General features: G+C 31.4%; 22 protein-coding genes. 14 read left to right on the top strand and 8 right to left on the bottom strand.

What is annotated here, in order from left to right; translation table 11 throughout:
• The first annotated feature begins 3 nt into the window (after positions 1-3).
• Together P0R33_RS04255 and P0R33_RS04250 are read left to right on the top strand one after the other, a co-directional pair.
• Positions 4-177: a hypothetical protein gene (locus P0R33_RS04255; RefSeq protein WP_184164488.1), complete on the top strand. Its 174-nt coding sequence runs from the start codon at positions 4-6 to the stop codon at positions 175-177.
• A gap of 1 nt (position 178) precedes the next feature.
• Entirely contained in the window at positions 179-730 is a 552-nt protein-coding gene (locus P0R33_RS04250) for a Smr/MutS family protein (protein WP_276174329.1), read from the top strand.
• Positions 731-877: 147 nt separating this feature from the next.
• Here the strand turns inward: P0R33_RS04250 and P0R33_RS04245 are convergent, their stop codons facing one another.
• Complete coding sequence (locus P0R33_RS04245; protein WP_276174328.1) at positions 878-1,858, bottom strand: hypothetical protein; 981 nt, start codon at positions 1,856-1,858, stop codon at positions 878-880.
• Positions 1,859-1,945: 87 nt separating this feature from the next.
• On the opposite strand from P0R33_RS04245, the gene P0R33_RS04240 reads away from it, so the two are divergent.
• Positions 1,946-3,070, top strand: a complete 1,125-nt coding sequence (locus P0R33_RS04240) for a cysteine desulfurase family protein (protein ID WP_276174327.1) — start codon at positions 1,946-1,948, stop codon at positions 3,068-3,070.
• 77 nt (positions 3,071-3,147) lie between these two features.
• On the opposite strand, the gene P0R33_RS04235 is transcribed toward P0R33_RS04240, so the two are convergent.
• On the bottom strand, positions 3,148-3,708 hold the full coding sequence (locus tag P0R33_RS04235; protein WP_276174326.1) for an L-threonylcarbamoyladenylate synthase: 561 nt from the start codon (positions 3,706-3,708) through the stop codon (positions 3,148-3,150).
• A 207-nt stretch (positions 3,709-3,915) separates the two neighbouring features.
• On the opposite strand from P0R33_RS04235, the gene P0R33_RS04230 reads away from it, so the two are divergent.
• The gene (locus P0R33_RS04230; protein ID WP_276174325.1) at positions 3,916-4,701 is read left to right on the top strand and encodes a DUF5672 family protein; all 786 of its coding nucleotides are present in this window, start codon (positions 3,916-3,918) and stop codon (positions 4,699-4,701) included.
• Here the strand turns inward: P0R33_RS04230 and P0R33_RS04225 are convergent.
• Complete coding sequence (locus P0R33_RS04225) at positions 4,698-5,795, bottom strand: glycosyltransferase family 4 protein (RefSeq protein WP_276174324.1); 1,098 nt, start codon at positions 5,793-5,795, stop codon at positions 4,698-4,700. The genes P0R33_RS04230 and P0R33_RS04225 overlap by 4 nt on opposite strands.
• A gap of 122 nt (positions 5,796-5,917) precedes the next feature.
• Here P0R33_RS04225 and P0R33_RS04220 point away from each other — a divergent pair, with 122 nt between their 5' ends.
• The gene (locus P0R33_RS04220; protein WP_276174323.1) at positions 5,918-6,685 is read left to right on the top strand and encodes a Kdo domain containing protein; all 768 of its coding nucleotides are present in this window, start codon (positions 5,918-5,920) and stop codon (positions 6,683-6,685) included.
• Positions 6,686-6,790: 105 nt separating this feature from the next.
• Positions 6,791-7,435 (top strand): class I SAM-dependent methyltransferase, encoded by a 645-nt coding sequence (locus P0R33_RS04215; RefSeq protein WP_276174322.1) that lies wholly within the window; start codon positions 6,791-6,793, stop codon positions 7,433-7,435.
• Here P0R33_RS04215 and P0R33_RS04210 read toward each other — a convergent pair.
• The 3 genes from P0R33_RS04210 to P0R33_RS04200 all read right to left on the bottom strand — a co-directional run bounded on the left by P0R33_RS04210 (position 7,413) and on the right by P0R33_RS04200 (position 10,194).
• Positions 7,413-8,189 carry a glycosyltransferase family 2 protein gene (locus tag P0R33_RS04210; protein WP_276174321.1) on the bottom strand — a complete coding sequence of 259 codons (777 nt, stop codon included), beginning with the start codon at positions 8,187-8,189 and terminating at the stop codon, positions 7,413-7,415. The genes P0R33_RS04215 and P0R33_RS04210 overlap by 23 nt on opposite strands.
• Positions 8,186-9,262: a glycosyltransferase family 9 protein gene (locus P0R33_RS04205; RefSeq protein ID WP_276174320.1), complete on the bottom strand. Its 1,077-nt coding sequence runs from the start codon at positions 9,260-9,262 to the stop codon at positions 8,186-8,188. Before P0R33_RS04205 ends, P0R33_RS04210 begins: the two co-directional genes overlap by 4 nt.
• Before the next feature lie 116 nt (positions 9,263-9,378).
• Entirely contained in the window at positions 9,379-10,194 is an 816-nt protein-coding gene (locus P0R33_RS04200; RefSeq protein ID WP_057118644.1) for a 2,3,4,5-tetrahydropyridine-2,6-dicarboxylate N-succinyltransferase, read from the bottom strand.
• 263 nt (positions 10,195-10,457) lie between these two features.
• Between P0R33_RS04200 and P0R33_RS04195 the strand changes: the two genes are divergently transcribed.
• From P0R33_RS04195 to P0R33_RS04175, 5 genes are all read left to right on the top strand, one after another.
• On the top strand, positions 10,458-11,087 hold the full coding sequence (locus tag P0R33_RS04195; protein ID WP_276174319.1) for a PAS domain-containing protein: 630 nt from the start codon (positions 10,458-10,460) through the stop codon (positions 11,085-11,087).
• A gap of 141 nt (positions 11,088-11,228) precedes the next feature.
• A complete protein-coding gene (locus tag P0R33_RS04190; RefSeq protein WP_276174318.1) occupies positions 11,229-11,462 on the top strand; it encodes a hypothetical protein in 234 nt (77 codons plus the stop codon).
• Positions 11,452-11,733 (top strand): type II toxin-antitoxin system RelE/ParE family toxin, encoded by a 282-nt coding sequence (locus P0R33_RS04185; protein WP_229352282.1) that lies wholly within the window; start codon positions 11,452-11,454, stop codon positions 11,731-11,733. The genes P0R33_RS04190 and P0R33_RS04185 overlap by 11 nt, the downstream gene beginning before the upstream one ends.
• 43 nt (positions 11,734-11,776) lie before the next feature.
• Entirely contained in the window at positions 11,777-12,190 is a 414-nt protein-coding gene (gene ruvX / locus P0R33_RS04180) for a Holliday junction resolvase RuvX (RefSeq protein ID WP_276174317.1), read from the top strand.
• A gap of 126 nt (positions 12,191-12,316) precedes the next feature.
• The gene (locus P0R33_RS04175; protein ID WP_276174316.1) at positions 12,317-13,810 is read left to right on the top strand and encodes a malate:quinone oxidoreductase; all 1,494 of its coding nucleotides are present in this window, start codon (positions 12,317-12,319) and stop codon (positions 13,808-13,810) included.
• Between the two features lie 40 nt (positions 13,811-13,850).
• Here the strand turns inward: P0R33_RS04175 and P0R33_RS04170 are convergent, their stop codons facing one another.
• Complete coding sequence (locus P0R33_RS04170) at positions 13,851-16,073, bottom strand: FUSC family membrane protein (protein ID WP_276174315.1); 2,223 nt, start codon at positions 16,071-16,073, stop codon at positions 13,851-13,853.
• 201 nt (positions 16,074-16,274) lie between these two features.
• Between P0R33_RS04170 and def the strand changes: the two genes are divergently transcribed.
• The 3 genes from def (at position 16,275) to mazG (ending at position 18,284) form a co-directional block, all read left to right on the top strand.
• The gene (gene def / locus P0R33_RS04165; protein WP_109192716.1) at positions 16,275-16,865 is read left to right on the top strand and encodes a peptide deformylase; all 591 of its coding nucleotides are present in this window, start codon (positions 16,275-16,277) and stop codon (positions 16,863-16,865) included.
• A gap of 61 nt (positions 16,866-16,926) precedes the next feature.
• Positions 16,927-17,415: a DUF5606 domain-containing protein gene (locus P0R33_RS04160; protein ID WP_276174314.1), complete on the top strand. Its 489-nt coding sequence runs from the start codon at positions 16,927-16,929 to the stop codon at positions 17,413-17,415.
• 98 nt (positions 17,416-17,513) lie between these two features.
• Positions 17,514-18,284: a nucleoside triphosphate pyrophosphohydrolase gene (gene mazG, locus P0R33_RS04155; RefSeq protein WP_276174313.1), complete on the top strand. Its 771-nt coding sequence runs from the start codon at positions 17,514-17,516 to the stop codon at positions 18,282-18,284.
• Here mazG and P0R33_RS04150 read toward each other — a convergent pair.
• Positions 18,281-18,964, bottom strand: coding sequence for a Crp/Fnr family transcriptional regulator (locus P0R33_RS04150; protein ID WP_276174312.1), 684 nt, complete (start codon positions 18,962-18,964; stop codon positions 18,281-18,283). The genes mazG and P0R33_RS04150 overlap by 4 nt on opposite strands.
• Positions 18,965-19,053: the final 89 nt, after the last annotated feature.

Here is a 19,053-nt window from a genome sequence, read left to right as displayed (position 1 = left end):
TGAATGAAAGCTTTTAAAATTATAATAATGATTCTTGCGATTTCGGTTGCGTTGTACGAGCAAGTTTCAGAAGAAAAAAATATCTATATCATGATTGTTGCAATTGTAGTTTTCATGTTTGGAATGATGCAGCTGAGCGCAAAAACGCCAAGTAAAAATAACGATAAAGAAGAGTAGGATGTTGGTAAAAGGAGATAAGGTTTCGGTACTCGACGAAGCTATAAACGGAACAGTAGTTTCTGTCAAAAACAATGAAGTTTTAATAGAAACTACGGATGGATTTATGATGACATTTTTTGTCAATGAATTACTTAAAATACAAGATTCCAGTAATTTAATGAATTCTATTAAAAGAATTAATTTAGATGAAGTTTCAAAAGAAAAAACAGAGCCAAAACCGAGAAGTTTTGTTAAAGAAAAGAAAGATAAACGTGATTTTGGAGTTCCAGAATTTGATCTTCACATAGAAAAATTAGTTCCAAATAAACGCGGAATGTCGAATTATGATATTTTGATTTTGCAGACCGAAACTGCAAAAAGACATATCGAATTTGCTATCAGAAATCGCATTCCGAAAATCGTTTTTATTCATGGCGTTGGCGAAGGAATTTTAAAAGCCGAACTAGATTTTTTATTAGGGCGTTATGACGGAATTGATTTTCAAGATGCCAATTATCAAAAATATGGACTAGGCGCAACAGAAGTTTATTTTAAACAAAACAATAAATAAAATAGATTTAGAGTGCTTTAAAAGGCTCTTTTTAGGGCATAAAAAAACGTCTGTTTTTCGATCTGATTTATCTTAAAATCAGCTTCAGAAAACAGACGTTTTTTGTAAGAATATTTTATTTGAATTTCTTTTAGAAATCAGTTCGTTTTATTCAGGTACATTTTTAGTAATTGTTCCAAGAACGAAACTGTTTCCAAGTTTAAAAGAGGTTTTTCCTTTTTTCAAAACTACATTTTTAAGCACTATAGTATGAGTAAGATTTTGTGCTACTCTCACAGTTGAAACTTCTATTATACCACCTAATTGTCCTTCCCACGTTTGATCAACAGTTGGGGTTTCTGGCTTTTTTTCTGCACAGATTGCAGCATCTGTAAAAATACCTGTACCCGATTTTACTGTTCGGTAGTATACATTATTTTCTGTTGCTTTAATTGTACTTTGGCGAGGCTTATCAACTGGGGTAACTACATTTTCAAGTAAAGTCGCATCAAGGTTTTCAATAGATAAATAGAAAGAAGTGTTGAAATTATAAATTCCTTTCATATAAGAACATTCTCTAACGGGCTGATCGACTACAAATGTTAAATTTGCTGCAGGTACGGTAGTAACATAATTTCCAAAAACAAATTTTTCGTTAGTTTGAACCCCAGAAGGTTTAGAGAATGTGATGTTTCTAAAAATTACACTATGTGTGTATCCTGTTATTCGTGAGCTTCCATCGGTTTCATTAGGAATTTCCCTTGCCTTACTCTCAATTTCTATTACACCGTCTGTTCCAATCCATTCTTCTGTTATTTTCGGAGTACTTGGCGGAATTGTACCGCAAATGTTTGCAGCAGCGACAGTTCCATCATACGCTCTATAAATTGCACGATAAGAACCATTTCCTTTTGCATCTATGGTGTAACTATAAATAGAATCATTTTCATTTCTAAATGATCCTGCTGGCATTTGAAGTAAAAGAGCTTCCTGAGTTTTTAATTTATAAACTAAAGTGCTAGTCGCTGCATCGCCACAAGCTTGAGCTTCAGTAATATCTTCAAAATCTATAGTATCTACAGTTAAATCTCCATCATCGCATCCATTCAAAATAAGAGCAAATAATAAGAGGGCAGCATATTTTTTCATTGTAAAATTTATTTTGGTCAAAAATAGTGAAAAAATTGCCAAATGATATTTAAGATTTGACAATTGATATTTCTTAACTTTGCAGCAATGAAAAAAGTATATCTAGATAACGCCTCAACAACAGCAATGCGTCCCGAAGTAGTTCAGGAAATGACTAAAATAATGCTGGAGGATTACGGAAATCCATCTTCTACACATAGTTTTGGACGAAACGGAAAAACTATTATAGAGCTTTCTAGAAAAAGCATTGCTAAATATTTAAACTGTACTGCTCAGGAAATTATTTTTACTTCTGGCGGAACTGAAGCTGATAATTGGATTCTTCGCTCTGCTGTAGAAGATTTAAAAATAGAAAGAATTATTACTTCAAAAATAGAACATCATGCCGTTTTACATACGGTTTGGGCGCTTAAAGAAGAATACAATATTCAAGTTGATTATGTAAATGTAAATGCTGACGGAAGTTTAGATTTAACACATTTATCCAATTTGTTATCCGATGAAAAGAAAACACTGGTGAGCTTAATGCATGTAAACAACGAAACTGGAGCTATTTTAGATTTAGATCGCGTTAGTTTGATTTGCAAGCAATACAATGCATTATTTCATTCAGATACGGTTCAGTCTATTGGAAAAACAGAAATAGATCTGCAAAAGACTCCAGTTGACTTTATTTTGGCAAGTGCGCATAAATTTCACGGGCCAAAAGGAATTGGATTTGCTTTTGTTCGAAAAAATTCTGGTTTACAGCCATTGCTTTTTGGAGGAGAACAGGAAAAAGGACTTCGCGCTGGAACAGAAGCGGTACACCAAATTGCTGGAATGTCAAAAGCTTTGTCTGTTTCTTACGAAAAATTAGACGAAGAAAGAGCTTATATTTTAAGTATAAAAAAATATCTGATTGAGCAGTTAGAAATCCATTTTCCAGATTTTAGAATTAATGGTAAAAAAGACGATTTTTATAATATCATAAACATTATTCTGCCTTTTTCATCTGATAAAACATCGATGCTGCTTTTTAGTTTAGATATGAAAGGAATTGCAGTTTCTCGAGGAAGTGCCTGTCAATCTGGAAGCATAAAACCATCGCACGTTTTAAACGAAATGCTTTCTGAGGAGGATTTAAAATTACCAAATCTCCGAATTTCATTTAGCCATTACAACACCAAAGAAGATATCGATTGGCTTGTTGAGAGTCTTAAAGTTGTTTAAAGTTTCAGGTTTCAGGTTTCAGGTTTCACGTTCTGCATTAAACTTGAAACCTGAAACTTGAAACCTGAAACAAAAAACTATTTTCGAATCACTTTTACTTGCGAATCATTGGTTAATTTGATAATAGTTGAAGATTTTCCGTTGATTTTATCTTGGTTTAAGTTTACAACATAATCAACACCATTTATAATTTCTGGACTAATGTCTTTAAAAGCGATCGGTGTTGGCTGACCTGAAATATTGGCCGAAGTTGAAACTAAAGGTTTTTTCATTCTTTCCATCAATTTGTAGCAGAAAGGTTCTTTTACCAATCGAACTCCTAATGATTTATCGGCTGCAATTATATTTGGAGCAACATTTCTTGCGTCATCAAGAATTAAAGTAGTTGGTTTGTCTGATAAATCCCAGATTTGCCAAGCAACTTCAGGAATGTTTTTAAAAACATTGTACATCATTTTTTCTCCATTCATCAAAACAATCATGCTTTGGGTTTCTGCACGTTGTTTTAATTTATAAATTTTAGCAACAGCATCGGCATTGGTTGCGTCACAGCCAATTCCCCAAACAGTATCAGTCGGATAAAGAATGATTCCGCCTTCTTTAATCACTTCGTATGCTTTAATTATTTCTTCGTTCATTGTAAAGAGCAATATAGAATTCAACTGCAAAAATAATCTTTCTAGTTGGTAAAAAGTTTAAATTTAATTGACAATAATTAAGTTTTTGTGATTTATAAGATTATTTTTGTTGCTTAAGATAGAAGATCAGGAAAAACAGACACTATTAAACACTAATTTTTGTTTTGCTTTTTACTTCTTAATTATTGAATAATCTTAAAATACCACATGGATAAAAAAGCAGCAAAAATTGTTATTCCTGTATACAAGGAATATTTTGGAGAACTTGAAGAAAAATCGTTTTTACAATGCTGTAAAGTTTTAAAAGATTATGAAATTGTAATCGTGCATCCTGAAGGATTAAATTGTGCTTATTTAACAGAAAAGTATAATAATTTAAGCTTTAAAAGTTTTTCTAAACTCTATTTTGCTACAATTGACGGCTACAATGAATTGCTGTTGTCTTCTATATTTTACGAAAGTTTTTTAGATTCTGAATATATTTTAATTTATCAGCTTGATGCTTTTGTTTTTAGAGATGATCTGATGAAATGGTGTCAAAAAGGTTATGATTACATTGGCGCGCCTTGGATTGCCACTTCGACAGATTCTTTCGGAATGAATATTTTTAATAAAGTAGCAAGATTGTTTAGATCTAAAAAGAAAAATGCTCGCGAACAGACTTTCTTTAAAGTCGGTAATGGAGGTTTCTCTTTACGCAAAGTAGCTTCACATCATAACATCGCAAAACAGCAGCAACAGTTTATAAAAGATGTTTTAAATGAAACTGATAAAAAAATCTATGCTATAGAAGATGTTTTCTGGTCGTTGAAAGCAATTGAATTTGATCCTAATTTTAAAATTCCTGATTATAAAGAAGCCGTTTATTTTGCTATTGATCGTAAACCAAATTTGGCAATGAAATTAACAAATAATGAGCTTCCTTTTGGTTGTCACGCCATTAATAAACCAAAAGTAATTGACTTTTGGAAACCTATACTTGATCAATATTAGGTAATACTTTTATAAAAAGCATAATAGTTTTTTTGCATAGTATTAAGGTTGTGATTCTTTTTAACTAGTTCAAAAGCATTTGATTTTACAGATTCGCTTATATTTGAATTTTTTAAAATTTCGAGTACTTTTTCAGACAATGTTTTACTGTCTTTAATCGGTGCAAGAAAGCCCGTTTTTCCATCAACAACGACTTCAGGAATTCCTCCTGCCATAGTAGAAACAACGGGAACTTTAGATGCAAAAGCTTCATATATTGTTAAAGGGAGTCCTTCAGTCACAGAAGTGAGTAAAAAAACATTAAACTCAGGTAATAAGTCTATTGTGTTTCTAAAACCGGTAAAATAAATATCTTTTTTTAAATCATTAGCATTGGCATAATCAATCAAATCATTTTTCAAAGGCCCATCTCCAATAACCACAAATTTTACAGTTAAAGAGCCGCTTTTAGCTTTAATTGTTTTTGCTGTATCAATAAAAGTATAAATATCTTTTTGGTTTGTTAATCCAGCGATATTGCCAATTATCAAAGTTTCTGGAGAAAGACTAAATTCTTTATGAAGCAAACTGTGGTTTGTTTTTAGAGAAAATTTTTCTACATCTATTGAATCGTAAATTGTAATTAATCGGCTTTTGTCTTTGATTATTTTGTCAAATATAGATTCAACAGCTTTAGAAACACAAATAATATTCTTAATTCTAGGGTGAGAATATTTGTATCTATTTAAAAATTTATCTTTGATTCTGTTGTTTCTTTTTCTGCTCAAAATGAGCGTTATAGATTTATTTAATAACTTTAAAGCTATAAGAGCAGCATTTAATGCAGATGAATCATGTATGTGTAAAATATTGATATTTTCCTTATTGCAAATATTGATTATCGCAAAAGTTAGATTTAATAATTTTAGACTATTTTTTCTATAAGTGAAGTAATCAGCTTTATCATTTTTACAAATTGATGATAAAATAGAATTGTTAGGACATAGAATATATTGCTTAATATCACTTTTCTCTTTTAATAGTTTATAAACGGTGTACATTTGAGCATCACCACCTCTCAATTCGGTTATGGACGTGACATTTAATATTTTCATTGCGTTTTAAAATTCTTACAAAAATATAAGAAAATTATTACTTTTAAAAATAAATGATTTCTTTTTATTATTCTATGGAAGCATTTAACTATTTTTGAACTTTTAAAAAACAGATACTTATTATGCCTCTAAAAATAAGCGAAAAATTTAAAGTAGACGAGAAAGATATTAAAGAGATCCTAAATAACTTTAGCTCTTCTGGCGAACTTTTTGGCAACGGTGATCGTAATAAAATTAAATTGTTCAAGTTAGACGGAAAAACGATTAATGTCAAATCATTTAAGGTTCCGAATTTAATAAACAAAATTGCCTATAAATATTTTAGAAAATCAAAAGCGAGACGTTCTTTCGAATATGCCACAATTTTATTAGAAAAAGGAATTGGAACACCTGCGCCTCTAGCATTTTTTGAAAATTTTAATTTTTTAGGTCTAAAAGACAGTTATTACGTAAGCGAGCATTTGGTTACAGAATTAACGTATAGAGAACTTGTTGAAATTCCTGATTTTGTAGAACATGACCGAATCTTGAGACAATTCACTAAATTTTGTTTCGATCTTCACGAAAAAGGAGTAGAGTTTTTAGATCATTCTCCAGGTAATACTTTGATAAAGAAAATTGAAGAAAATAATTACGCATTCTTTTTGGTCGATTTAAACCGAATGAATTTTCATAATCAGATGAGTTTTGAACAGCGCATGAATAATTTTCGACGCTTAACTCCTAAAAAAGAAATGATTGCGGTGATGAGTAACGAATATTCTAAATTCTACACCGAAAAAAATGAAACTGAAATCTTCGAAAAAATGTGGCAGGCTACAGTCGATTTTCAAGAAAGTTTCGCAAAAAAGAAAAGATTAAAAAAGAAACTTAAATTTTGGAAGTCTTAATTTACTATTGTTTTTTGAGTTTTTTCCTGTAAATTTTTTTTCTGATTTATTGATGTAATAATGTGGTTCCTATCTTCGTTTTTATATATTTACAAAAATTAACAAATGAACTACGACAATAAACCAGATTCTTATTACAGTAAAATGCGTTTCGAGATGCTAAAATATCTTCCAAAGGATTCGCTTAAAATATTAGAAATCGGCTGCGGAAATGGCTGCTTTGGAGAATTTCTTAAAAAAGAAAATAATAGAGAAGTTTGGGGAATTGAGTTAATGCCAGAAGAAGGCAAAGAGGCAGAAAAAGTTTTAGATCGCGTTTTTATCGGAAAGTGCGAAGACTTTATCAATGACTTACCAGATAATTATTTTGATGCTATTTATTGCAATGATGTTTTAGAGCATTTATTTGATCCTTATTCTTTATTAAAAGATTTAAAGTCAAAATTATCTAATAAAGGTGTTGTAATTAGTTCTATTCCAAATATTAGATACCACAATCAATTTAAGATGTTTTTGTTTAGTAAAAACTGGAAATACCAAGATCACGGTATTATGGATTTTACGCACATGAGATTCTTTACAGGAAAAAGTATTAGAAGAATGTACGAAGACGCAGGATATTTGGTAAAAACTCATGAAGGAATCAATAAAACAAAATCATTAAAACCTTATTTATTTAATATTCTGTTTTTGTGTACGCAATTGGATATTTTCTATCTTCAATATGCTACAGTTGCTTCGAAATCCTGATTTTTTTAAGTTCTTGAAAACGGCTTGAAACACTGAGAGCATTTAAATAGCAAATTGTAAAACCCTTTCTGCCATCCAAAAATCCTAAACGAATCAGAAATTGATGAAGAAACTGATAAGCAGGACGAATGTAAAAATGAAAGAAATTCGGTTTGGTGTTTTTTGAAAGTTCTTCTTGAGCTTTTAATTTTCCGTAAAAAATCATTTTTTGTTTATAATCATCAAAGGTGGAGTAAGAAAAGTGAATTAATTTATTTTTTAATTTTCTTACTTCGCCATTTATAACCAGTTTTTCGTGAACGATTTTTTCGTGATTATAAAAAGCATTTTCCTTTTTAAAAAGACGAATAATTTTATCAGTTTGCCAACCGCTGAATCTCAATCTTTTATCTTTAAACATAAAAGTTCGGTACATAAAATAGGCCACTGCATTATTTTCTTCATTAATAACAGTTTCGATTTCTTTTTTAAGGTTTGGAGTTACTCTTTCGTCAGCATCAATAAAAAGAATCCAAGAATTTGAAGCTAAATTTATGGCATAATTACGTTGAGCAGCAAAATTTTCAAAAGAATGCTGAACTGTTTTTACATTCTTGAAAGATGAAGCAATCTCAAATGTTCTGTCCGAACTAAAAGAATCTACTACAATAATTTCGTCGGCAAATGAAAGATTTTCCAAAACATTTTGAATGTTTTGTTCTTCATTGCGCGTAATAATTAATGCTGATAATAATTGTTTTTCTGAAGAAATCATTGCTGTTGCTTAAAGCCGTTTTGTTTTAAAAACAATTTGATTCTATCTTCAAAAAAATCTGGCAAAAACTTCTCATATAAAGAAAGTGATTCTTTTTTGAGCATTTTCTCAGTTTTGTTTTCAAAGAAAGCTGGCCTATAATCTTTTAAATGAACCGAAAGATGATGAATTCCGTCTTCAAAAGTCGCCCAAATTTTCTTTTCAATCCAAGGAGAAAAAATAATAAAGGAAGGCTTGTCTAAAGCTTTTGCCATATTGATGGCGCCGCCGTCATTTCCGATAATAGCGTCGCATTGATTGACCAAACCGACAAAAGATCTTAAATCTCCGCCTAATAAATCAAAATAAATCTTGTTTTGAGTAGAAGATTTACAAGCATTAAAAATAGTTTTAGCTTCTTCTAATTGTTTCGGAAAATAGTTAAAAAGGATATTTACATCAGCATTGTCGGCTACATAATCTACCACTTTCGCCATAAATTCTAACGGATAAGTTTTAAGTTTTTCGCTTCCTAAAAGACTTATCATGATTGTTTTTCGGTTTTTATTAACCTGATGTTTTTCAAAAAGTGCAATTGCTTCTTGATTTTCTTTTTCAGAAACAAACAATTTCGGAATTGGGTTAATTTTTGTTTTAAGATTAAGAGGTTCTAGTAAAGAAAGTCTTCTTTCTATTGCAAGTCCAAGATTAGTTTTCGGAAATGGTTCAAATGGAACATTGTCTGTATATAAAAAAGTTCTTCCTGGTTTTTTGTACGAAATTTTTCTTTTGGCATTACTAAGTAAAACCAAAATCCAGCTTTCTAATTTCGAATAAGCATCAATTAATACATCGTAATTTTCTTTTCGAAGTTGAATACCTAATTTTAAAAGCTCTTTTTTGCTTTTTCGATGTTTTTCTTCAAATAAAATTACATTGTCAATACTTGGATTTCCTTCTAAAACTGGAGTCGTAGCGGCATAAACCAAATAATCTATCTGAGCTTCGGGATAAGCGGCTCTTAGATTATTACAAATAATGCTACTGACTAAAACGTCTCCAATCATTTTTTGCTGAATAACAAGTATCTTCATGAAAATGGTGTTGTATTAATGGACTACAAATTGAAGCAAAAAAAATCCAAATTCCAATCATTTTAATGAAAGGAATTCGGATTTTTTAAAATTGAAAATTTATATACTATAAAGTATTAAACCGCAACATCGTATTCACGAAGCGCATTGTTTAAAGAAGTTTTTAAATCTGTAGAAGGTTTACGAGTACCGATAATTAAGGCACAAGGAACTTGAAATTCACCTGCAGCGAATTTTTTAGTATAACTTCCAGGAATAACCACTGAACGAGCAGGAACAAAACCTTTCATTTCAACTGGCTCATCACCTGTAACATCTATAATTTTAGTAGAAGCTGTTAAACATACGTTTGCACCAAGAACTGCTTCTTTACCAACATGAACACCTTCAACAACGATACAACGAGATCCAATAAAAGCACCATCTTCGATAATAACTGGAGCAGCTTGTAATGGCTCAAGAACACCACCAATACCAACACCACCACTTAAGTGTACATTTTTACCAATTTGAGCACAGCTACCAACAGTTGCCCAAGTATCTACCATTGTTCCTTCGTCAACATAAGCACCAATATTTACATAACTTGGCATCAAGATAACACCGCTAGAAATGTAAGCGCCATAACGTGCAACAGCATTTGGTACAACACGAATTCCTTTTGCAGCATAATCTCTTTTTAGTAACATTTTATCATGATATTCGAAAATACCAGATTCCCATGTTTCCATTTTTTGAATTGGGAAATACATTACAACCGCTTTCTTAACCCATTCGTTTACTTGCCATTTGTCTCCAACTGGTTCAGCAACACGTAATTTTCCTGCGTCCACCAATTCGATAACTTCTCTAATGGCATCAGTTGTTGTAGTTTCTTGTAATAAAGCTCTGTTTTCCCAAGCTTGTTCAATTATAGTCTGTAAAGAATTCATACGTTTAAATTTTTGGCAAAGATAAGGTATTTGTAGAAATCGAAAAAAGTAAAAAGGTTTGAAAATGTTACATATTTAACTTTTTGTTTCTTATTTGTAAGACTTACTGATGAGATTTATTTAATAATTTAAACAGTTACCTCTAAAAGTTTTTTTTATGTCAAAATATGACAAAAGTCAGATTTTGTCTTTTTTCTTCTAAGTAATTTCGCTGTGTTGAAAAACATTCCTTTCACACAACCAAATCATATAAGCAGTAAAATATGAATCAAGAAAATCAGTTTCAGAACAGAGTAATAATTGATAAAGAAGTAGCTTGGGATAAAACTCGAGTTATCATGAGTAAAACAAATGCCTTTGGTATTATAGAATACGCCAATGAAGTTTTTGTAGATGTTTGTGGTTACGAAGACTACGAATTAATGGGACAGCCGCATAATATTATTCGTCATCCCGACATGCCAAAAGTTATTTTTAAGGTGCTTTGGGAGAATCTTAAAAACGGAAAAAACTTTCACGCCATTGTAAAAAACCTTGCAAAATCGGGAAGATATTATTGGGTAATTACCGATTTTGATATTGCTCGCGACGAAAATGACGTGATTGTAAATTATTTCGCCAGAAGACAAGCAGTGCCACAAGAAGTAATTGCAGTTCATATTGAACCTTTGTACAAAAAGCTTTTGCAGATCGAAGCTGCTAGCGGAGTTGAATTTAGCGAGAAATACTTAATTGGTTTTCTAGAAGAAAAAAAGAGAACTTATGTAGAATATATTAAGGAGTTGATTTTTGAACATGAAAAATCGCAAGCTAAATTTTCTAACTATGCAGAAGATGAAGGTGCAGAGGAAGAGGAACACAGAGGTTTTTTCAGTCGATTGTTCGGAAGATAAATAGAAGTTGTTTTTTAGGTTTTTGAATATTTGGATAGAAAGTCCGTCTTGAATCTTTCAAGGCGGATTTTTGTTTTTAAGTTTAATTTAAAAAACATGAATTTAAAAAGGTTTATATTTGTATTGTAAAATGAAAGTATTATGGAAGCAATCAGATTAGAATTTCAGCCAGAAATTAGAGAGAAAGTACTTAAATTATTAAGTGAGTTTTCTCCTAGTGAATTGACAATCATTGAAGAAGATTCTGATTTTGAAAATGATAATAGAAAAGTGCATGCAGCTTATGCTAAATTAAAAAGTGGCAATGAAAAGTTGTATTCAATAGATGAAATAGATTCAATTTTAGACAATACATTTTCGGAATATGACAATTAAAATTTCGAATGAATTTTTAAAATTATTAAAAGAACAAGTTCATTATATTTATAAAGATAAACCTAAAGCAGCGCTAAAGTTTAGGAAAGATTTGCTTAGAAATATTAAAAAAGATTTAAAACATCCTTTTCTCTTTAAAAAATCAAGATATTTTGATGATGAAAATATAAGAGATTACGTTTTTAAAGGATACGTTTCTGTTTATGAGGTTGATACCGAGAAAAATATTGTTTTCATTTTTGGTTTTATAAAATATAAAGAGGCCCTTTAAATATTATAATTTTACTTTCTAATCTTTTATAAAAATTTTAAAAATGCCAAGAATCCTTTCGATAGATTACGGACAAAAACGCACAGGAATTGCAGTTACAGACGAAATGCAAATTATTGCCTCGGGTTTGACTACAATTCCAACTCATACTTTAACTGATTTTCTAAAAGACTATTTTTCAAAAGAAAAAGTCGAAGCGGTTTTAATCGGAGAGCCAAAACAAATGAATGGACTTCCTTCTCAAAGTGCTTCTGTGATTAATGGTTTTGCAAAACATTTTGCTAATATCTTTCCAGATATAAAAATAATCAGAGTAGACGAGCGATTTACCTCAAAAATGGCATTCCAAACTATGATTGACAGTGGCTTAAATAAAAAGCAACGTCAGAACAAAGGATTAATTGACGAAATTTCTGCTACAATTTTGCTTCAAGATTATCTTTCTTCAAAAAAATAACGCTGTACGACGGATTTTTTGTTTATAATTTAAAGGTTTTTAGAAATTCCTAACTTTTATCATGTAAAAATTAGTTTTTTTTTGCAATTAAAAAAGTACCTTTGCACTTTAAATAAAAATACTGTTATGCCTGACGAAACCATACGTTCAAATAGTGATGTAGTACTCATTGGCGCTGGAATAATGAGTGCCACTCTCGGAGTAATTTTGAAAGAATTACAACCAGATATTAAAATTGAAATTTACGAAAGATTAGATGTTGCTGCAGCAGAAAGCTCAGATGCTTGGAATAATGCAGGAACTGGTCACTCTGCTTTTTGTGAATTAAATTATACTCCAGAAAAGGCAGACGGAAGCATAGATCCTAAAAAAGCAATAAGTATTGCAGAATCATTTGAGATTTCTCGCCAATTTTGGTCTTACTTAGTGCAGGAAAACAAAGTTCCTTCTCCGGATAATTTTATTAAAAGCGTTCCTCATATGAGTTTTGTATGGGGCGACAAAAACGTTGATTATTTAAAAAAGAGATTCGACGCACTTCAAAGCAATCCGATTTTTGCTGACATGACTTTTAGTACCGATTTTGAACAGCTTCAAAAATGGATGCCATTGGTTATGGAAGGACGTAATGCTGACGAAAAATTAGCTGCGACTCACATGGAAATTGGTACCGATGTAAATTTTGGTGCTTTAACAAGAAGCATGTTTAATTACTTAGAAAAACTAGACGGCGTTTCTTTGTTCTTTAATCATGAAGTTAAAAAATTAAGACAGCGTGAAGATAAATCTTGGAGAATAAAAATCACAGATTTATCGACTGGAAAAAAACGTAAAGCATATACCAAATTTGTATTTATTGGTGCTGGTGGAGGTTCTTTGCCTTTGTTAGAAAAAGCAAATGTTCCAGAAGGAAATGGTTACGGAGGTTTCCCAGTAAGTGGGCAATGGCTTAAATGTACAAATCCAGAAGTAATTGCTAAACACGCAGCAAAAGTTTACGGAAAAGCAAGCGTTGGAGCTCCTCCAATGTCTGTTCCTCATATTGATACTCGTGTAATTGATGGCGAAAAAGCACTTCTTTTTGGACCATTTGCGGGATTTTCAACTCGTTTTCTTAAAAACGGATCTTATTTAGATTTGCCTTTGTCAATTAAAGCTAATAACTTAATTCCTATGTTGGCGGCTGGATATCATAATATTCCATTAACAAAATATTTGATTGAGCAAGTTCGTCAATCTCCAAAAGATAGAATGAAAGCTTTACGCGAATATCTTCCAACGGCACGTTCTAAAGATTGGAAATTAGAGAAAGCAGGACAACGTGTTCAGGTGATCAAAAAAGATGAAAAAGAAGGCGGAGTTTTAGAATTTGGTACAGAAGTAATCAATACACACGATGGAACTTTGGCTGTTTTATTAGGCGCTTCTCCGGGAGCTTCTACGGCAGTTGGTATTATGGTTGATTTGGTTGGCAGATGTTTTGGAAATCAAATTAAAACTCCAGAATGGGAATCGAAATTAAAAACAATGATTCCTTCTTATGGTCAGAAGTTAAATGAAAAACCAGAGCTTTTAGCAGAGGTTAGAAAACATACAGCAGAAGTTTTAAAAATAAAATAAGCTTCTCAATTATTAGAATAAAAAAACAAATCCAGATGAATTAATCTGGATTTGTTGCTTTTAGATCGGTTGTGTTTTTTAGAATTTTTTCAGCAAGATTACTCATCCAGATTAATTGTTCTATAACCATCGAGGCTTCTTGCATTTTGGCTTGGCGAGTTTCTTTGTCCAAATCGTCATCTTCGGCAAGACGCGTGAAGTTTTTCCTCTTTAATTCCTCAAATTGTAAAGTCACATCTTCTTTTTCAAAAAAAGTATCTTTCAAAATGACTTCATTTCTTAAAATGGCAATAGCGTGATCAAGATTAGCCAAAATTGTTTTTATAATATAATTAAATGATTCTGAAGCAGAAGTTGTTTGATGTGATTGAATATAAGTGGAAAGTGAAGCTAAAGCAGACAATAAAGAGTGATTTAAAACCACTAATTTATTAACTAAAGGCATAGTTTTTTGCTTCGATTTCGGTTCCTGCATCATTCGCTGAAAAGAGGTCATTAAATTTCCAATTTCAACAAAAGCATTTTTTCTCGCTAAACGATAAGAGGTAGGAACTTCTCCTTTTTTATTATAAAAATCAGCAATTTCTTTTAAATAAGTTCTGTTGGCGCGAATTGAATTTTCAATATGAATTGGCGTATTAATAAATTCCCAAGCCGGCCATAAAAAATGATTGGCAATAAAAGCCAAAATTGCTCCTGCAAGAGAATCTAATATTCTGTACTGAATTACTTCGTTAATATCTGGAGTTAGAATTCCGTAAATAAAAACAACATACATCGTAACAAATGTGGCGCTGATTTTATAATTGATTTGAGTAAACGAAATTCCCAAAAGCATACATATAATAGAGAAAATACTCAGCGCAACATGGTTTTGAATTACAGATACAATTCCAAAAGCTATAAGACCGCCCAAAACGGTTCCGAAAATTCTATTGTAAGATCGTTCTTTTGTTAAGCCGTAACCAGGACGCATAATTACGACTATGGTTAATAAAATCCAATAAACATTTTGAAAAGGAAGAATTTGTCCTAAGAAAAATCCAATCAAAATAGTAATGGTTAATCGTATGGAATGCCTGAAAATTGAAGAAGAATAACTTAAATTTTCAATCAAAGTTCGTAAAGGATAATATTGCGGAGTCAGAAATTTTTCGAGTTCCTTATCTTTATCTTTTAATTTATAAGACTGCATTGCCAAAGAAAATGCTCGCTGAATAATTTTGATTTTCCCAACTTGATTTTTGGCGTATTTTAGCATATTTGTCAGCATCAAAACACCTTCTGCGGCTTCTTCTTTTCCTAGTGTTTTTTCGTAATCAAAAATGGCAAATTCGAGTGCGTCCAATTCATTTTTCAAATCATGTTTGTCAACATACACACTAATATGTCGAACATTTTTAGAAAGCTTTTTTAAAGTCGAAGCTAATTTGTAAGCCACATTTTGGTACGTTCTTAAAACATCCGGATGTTTGGCAAATTTTTCATGAAGTTTGCTATGGTCGAAAGATGTATAAAGAGCAAGTTCTTGAATTTCAACCAAAGTGATAAAAACCAAAAGCATCTTTCTATTCTGACTCGTGATTCCAGATGCATTCTGATTTCCAATAAGCATTTTTCTTAAATCTTCATGTATAAGATTCAATTCTACCTGAACGGCAAGCTGTTTTTCGATAATTGCTCTTCTATTGGCTTCTGGACTCCATAAATCGCCTCTTAATTTTAAGTATTTAGCGGTAAGCTTTATTCCTTCAGCAATTTGCAGTTCTACATATTTATATGGCTGAACAAAATGAAAAACAAGTGATACAATTAAATATAGAATTCCTCCAATAAATATAAAACCCGAATATTCAAAAGCGGCCCATCCTTCATGTAAATGTCCAAATGAAAGTGAAATCGATAATAAAGCTGAGAAAGAGATTAAAGTTGCGCGCTGTCCGTAGACCGAAATCATGGAACAAATAAAAAGAAGAAATCCTAAAAAAATATAAAACAGAAAAGGATAAGGATAAACAAGATTTACAAGTAAGTTTACTCCAGAAACGATAAAAGATGCGGCGATTAATCCCTTAATTTTATGGCTAAGAGAACTCGGTATATCGCTGGGATAAGTATAAAAAGCTCCAAGTGCAATAGTAAAACCAATTTCAAAATGCCCCAAGAAATTTAAAACCAAAACAGGAACAACAGAAGCGATAGTTACTTTGGAGGCGTTGAAAAATGAGGTGCTGTTTGTAAATTTTGAGATTTTATCAATCATAAAGAGCCGTTTACTAGCAAAGGTAAGAATTGTAAGAGTGATTTTGGCATAATTATAGCTGAGATTTCTAACGACGAGGAAAAAATATGATATAAAATAGTATAAGAATTATTCATTGACTATTTTTTACTATTTTTGCCAGCTGAATTATCAGAACTTTAATTCTGTTTTTTTACAGCTTAAAAATATAAACAAAAACAAATGATTTTACCAATTGTAGGATACGGTGATCCTGTTTTAAGAAAAGTAGGGCAGGACATTACGCCAGAATATCCAAACCTAAAAGAAACAATCGCAAATATGTACGAGACTATGTATAATGCGTACGGAGTTGGGCTTGCTGCACCGCAGGTTGGACTGCCGATTCGTTTGTTTGTAATTGATACAACTCCTTTTAGCGATGATGAAGATCTTCCTTCAGAAGAGCAAAAAGATTTGAAAGGTTTTAAAAAGACTTTTATCAACGCTAAAATCGTAAAAGAAGAAGGTGAGGAATGGGGTTTTAACGAAGGCTGTTTGAGTATTCCAGACGTACGTGAAGATGTTTACAGAAAACCAACCGTAACAATCGAATATTGCGAAGAGGATTTTGTAATGAAAACGGAAGTATTTGACGGTTTAATCGCAAGAGTTATTCAGCACGAATATGACCATATTGAAGGAATTTTGTTTACAGATAAAATTTCGTCTCTTAAAAAACGTCTTATTCAAAAGAAACTAAAAAATATTACTGAAGGAAAAACGTTTCAGGAATATAGAATGAAGTTTTTCGCAGCAAAAAAAGGAAGATAAAATTTCTAAAATATCTTTAGAAAAAAAATAAAGCAAATTCTTAATACTAATTTTAATAAAAATGAATTTAACGAAAATTTTAGCCATTTCAGGAAAACCAGGTTTATATGAGTTAAAAGTTCAAACTCGTACAGGTTTTGTGGCGGAATCATTAATTGATGGGAAGAAAATTACTGTAAATCTAAAAAGCAATGTAAGTTTATTGTCTGAAATTTCGATTTACACTTATGCAGGTGAGAAACCGTTAACTGAAGTAATGCAGCAGATTGCCGTTAAAGAAAACAAAGGTCAAGCAATTTCTCATAAAGAAGACAATGCTACTTTAGCAGCTTATTTCAAACAAATTCTTCCAGATTATGATGAAGAAAGAGTTTATCCATCAGATATTAAAAAAGTATTAAACTGGTATAATACACTTCAAGCAAAAGGTTTAGTAACAGATTTAGCTCCTGCGGTTGAAGAACCAAAAGAAGAAGCTCCAGTTGCTGCAGAAAAACCTAAAAAAGCTCCAGCTGCAAAAAAAGCAAAAGCTAAAAAAGAAGAAGAATAAAAACGTTTCTTTTTGAATATATAATATCCTGTTAAGATGTTTTCTTGACAGGATTTTTTAATTTTACAATATCGAGTTTAAATCTAAAGAACTTAAAAATGAATAGAGAAAACCAATTAAAAGCGTTTGAGAGATTATTAAATATCATGGATGAACTTCGTGAGCAATGTCCATGGGATAAAAAGCAAACCCTACAGACATTGAGACATTTAACTATTGAAGAAACCTACGAATTGGGTGATGCTATTCTGGATAATGATTTAAATGAAGTTAAAAAAGAACTCGGAGATTTGTTACTTCATATTGTTTTTTATGCTAAAATCGGTAGCGAAACCAATGATTTTGATATTGCTAATGTTTGTAACGAAATTTGTGAAAAACTAATTCATCGTCATCCTCATATTTACGGAGATGTAAAAGTGGAAAATGAAGAAGAAGTAAAACAAAACTGGGAAAAATTAAAACTAAAAGAAGGTAAAAAATCTGTTTTAGAAGGAGTACCAAGAAGTCTTCCTGCACTGGTAAAAGCAAGTAGAATTCAAGATAAAGTAAAGGGAGTAGGTTTTGACTGGGAAGAACCTCATCAAGTTTGGGATAAAGTTCAAGAAGAATTACAAGAACTGCAAGAGGAAGTTCAATCTGGAAATCAAGACAAAATAGAAGACGAGTTTGGAGATGTATTATTCTCGATGATTAATTACGCTCGATTTTTAAACGTAAATCCAGAAGATGCTTTAGAAAGAACTAACAAGAAATTCATTAAACGTTTTCAATATCTTGAAGGCAAAGCAGATGAATTAGGAAAGCCGCTAATGGATATGACGCTAGCAGAAATGGATGTTTTCTGGAATGAAGCCAAAAAGCTTTAATTGTCAGCTAATTTTTTTAAAGCGCGAACGTCTTTAAGCATGATTTTTTTACCAACCAATTCAATTAAACCTAATTTATTAAAATCAGATAATAGTCGAATACAGCTTTCAGTTGCCGTACCAATAATTCCAGCTAATTCTTCTCTAGTTAACTGCACTTTTAGTGTTTTATCTGAGTCTTCGCCAAATTCATCATGTAAATGAAGCAAAGTTTCGGCAAGTCGCTGTTTAACTGTTTTTTGAACTAAAGCAATTTTCTCATTTTCAGATTCTTTCAAATCTTCGCAGACAGATTGCATCATATTCAAAGAAAACTGATTATTGCTATTAAAGAAATTGATGATTTCTGTTTTCGGAATAAAACAAACCTCCATGTCTGCAATCGCTTTTGCTGTCAAGTTTGCAGGCTCATTGCTAATCATCGAACGCTGTCCAAGAAGTTCACCAGATTTTACCAGTTTCACAATTTGATCTTTTCCGTTTGCGCTCAATTTAGAAAGTTTTCCAACACCATCTTTTACACAAAAAACACCATTGGTAACTTCGCCTTCTTCAAAAAGCGCTTCACCTTTTTTAATTTTATAAGTGGTTTTGCTGTTTGCTAATTTTATAACTTCCTCTTTATTAAGTGCTTTTAAAGAGCTTAGCTGACGTACAATGCATTGATCACATTTATTCATGACAATAGTTGTTTGCTGCAAAATTAAGCATATTTAAGACTTTTTGGCATTATTAGATGGTAAAATTATTATAAATAAGAATTTGCTAT

Source organism: Flavobacterium sp. YJ01 (assembly GCF_029320955.1).
In the GTDB taxonomy this organism is placed as follows: Bacteria; Bacteroidota; Bacteroidia; order Flavobacteriales; family Flavobacteriaceae; genus Flavobacterium.
The sequence above is the reverse complement of the archived record's forward strand: the minus strand, read 5'-3'. Positions and strand labels throughout refer to the sequence as shown.